This window comes from Streptomyces durocortorensis (assembly GCF_016901035.1).
GTDB classification, from domain to species: Bacteria; Actinomycetota; Actinomycetes; order Streptomycetales; family Streptomycetaceae; genus Streptomyces; species Streptomyces durocortorensis.
In genome coordinates, this window is the sequence record NZ_JAFEUF010000461.1 from 1 (window position 1) to 1,934 (window position 1,934).

Consider the following 1,934-nt stretch of genomic DNA (forward strand, 5'->3'; position numbering starts at 1 on the left):
GGTCAGGGCCCCGACGGGGGTGGGGCAGGGGCCCTGACCTGCGTACCGTCGGGCCGCTGACCTGCCTCACCACCGTCGCCCGGCGCGGTTAGGGTGACGGCGTGAGAGTGCTGCTGGTCGAGGACGACGCCAACCTCCGCTTCGGCGTGGCCGCGGCCCTGCGTGCCGCCGGGCTCGCCGTGGACGAGACCTTCGTCCTGCCGGTGGCGCGTGCGGCGACCGGGAAGCCGGACCGGCGCATCGGCTCGCTCGTCTACAACCCGGGCGGTCCGGGGGCGCCCGGGGTCCAGTCCCTCGAAGAGGGCATGGACGAGGCGTTCGGCAGGGCGGCCCGCGACCGCTTCGACATCGTCGCCGTCGACCCGCGCGGAGTCGGTGCGAGCGTCCCGGCCCTGACCTGCACGGCGGACGAGGACGAGGACGAAGCCGGGGCCGGGGAGGACGCGTCGGAGCCCCCCGCCCCGGAAGGCGTCGCCCCGCTCCACCCCCGTACGGAGAAGGAGCGCACCGCCGCCGCCGAGGGAGCGCGGGCCGCCACGGAGGACTGCGAGCGGCACAGCGGCGACCTGCTGCGGCACGTCGGCACCCAGGACGCGGCCCGCGACCTGAACGTTCCCCACCCGCGCGGTCTGGACGCCTACTGGGACGCCCTGCCGCGCGCGGAGGAGGCCGCGGGTGTCTACGGCACCGCCGCGGTGACCGCCGAACTCACCTGCCGCGGCTGGCCGTCCGGCGAAGGAAAGCCGCACCGGGTCGAGGCCGACGGGGTGGCCCCGGTGCTCGTCGTGGGCACCACCGGCGACGCGTCCACCCCGTACGAGGAGGCGGTGAGCCTCGCGGAGCAGTTCCCGGGCGGGATGCTGCTCACGTACGAGGGGATGGGGCACACGGCTTACGGGCGCGGCGACGCCTGCGTCACGGAGCAGGTCGACGCCTATCTCGTCGACCTGGAGCCCGTCCGCCCCGATGCCACCTGTTGACCGGGACGGGCTGACCGGATTGGACTGACCGGCCGTCAGCTCTGCCGCGCCTCCTCGGCGTTGCGCCAGACGGTCAGGTCGATCGTGATGTAGCGGCTGGGGTCGTCCGGGCCCGCCTTGCCCCGGTAGGTCACCACGGCGATGTGCCCGGCCTTGCTGAGCACACAGATCTGCGAGCCGGACGTGAGCTGGTCGAGTTCGATCTTCTCGGTGAAGCGGGTCTCCTCACGGCAGACCTTCAGCGACCCCTTCTGCGAGTTCTTCAGCACCACCAGCTTGCCGTTGGCGCTGCCGACCCGCTCGTCGCCGAAGAGGGAGTCCCAGTAGAAGTAGAAGTCGCCCTTGCCGTAACTGACACCGCTGCCGTCGTCCTCCTGCGGCCGGGGCGGGTTGTCGGCGAGCTTCAGCGCGTAGTTCGCGGTCACGTCGATGCCCTCGTAGGAAACGGGCCGGGGGTCGGCCGGCTTCTCCCGGACCTTGTCCCCGGAACCGCTGCCGCCCGAACCGCCGTTGGCGGACGACGTGGCCCGGTCATCCTTGCCGGACTTGTCGGATTCGTCCGGCGCGAACTTGCCGATGAGTCCGAGGACGATGAGCGCGGCGAAGACCGACGCGCCGACGATCAGGCCGGTCCGCTTGGGCCGGGGACCGACGGGCTGGAAACCGGGCTGGCCCCAGCCCGGCTGCTGGAAGCCGGACTGCTGGAAACCGGACGGGGGAAAGCCGGGCTGCTGGAAACCGGACTGGTGGTGGGGCGGCGGAGTGGAATGGCCCTGGGGCCGGGTGTTCTGCTGCCAGTGGCCGGACGGTACGGGTCCGGGGGCTCCGGGCGCGGCGGGTCCGGTCTGTGTCGGTGCGGCGGCCACCGCGTATCCGGTCGGGGTGTACGGGTGAGGGCTGCCCGGCGCCTGCGGCCCCGAGGAGAACTGCGTGGGCGTGGGGGTCGCGTCGGGC

1 protein-coding gene and 1 pseudogene are annotated in these 1,934 nt (G+C 73.2%); one reads left to right on the forward strand and one right to left on the reverse strand.

Going from position 1 to position 1,934, the window contains the following annotated elements; translation table 11 throughout:
- The first annotated feature begins 101 nt into the window (after positions 1–101).
- Positions 102–980: an alpha/beta hydrolase gene (locus tag JS521_RS37115; RefSeq protein ID WP_307848014.1), complete on the forward strand. Its 879-nt coding sequence runs from the start codon at positions 102–104 to the stop codon at positions 978–980.
- Between the two features lie 35 nt (positions 981–1,015).
- Here the strand turns inward: JS521_RS37115 and JS521_RS35420 are convergent.
- Positions 1,016–1,934, reverse strand: a pseudogene (locus tag JS521_RS35420) (serine/threonine-protein kinase); the annotation flags it as partial.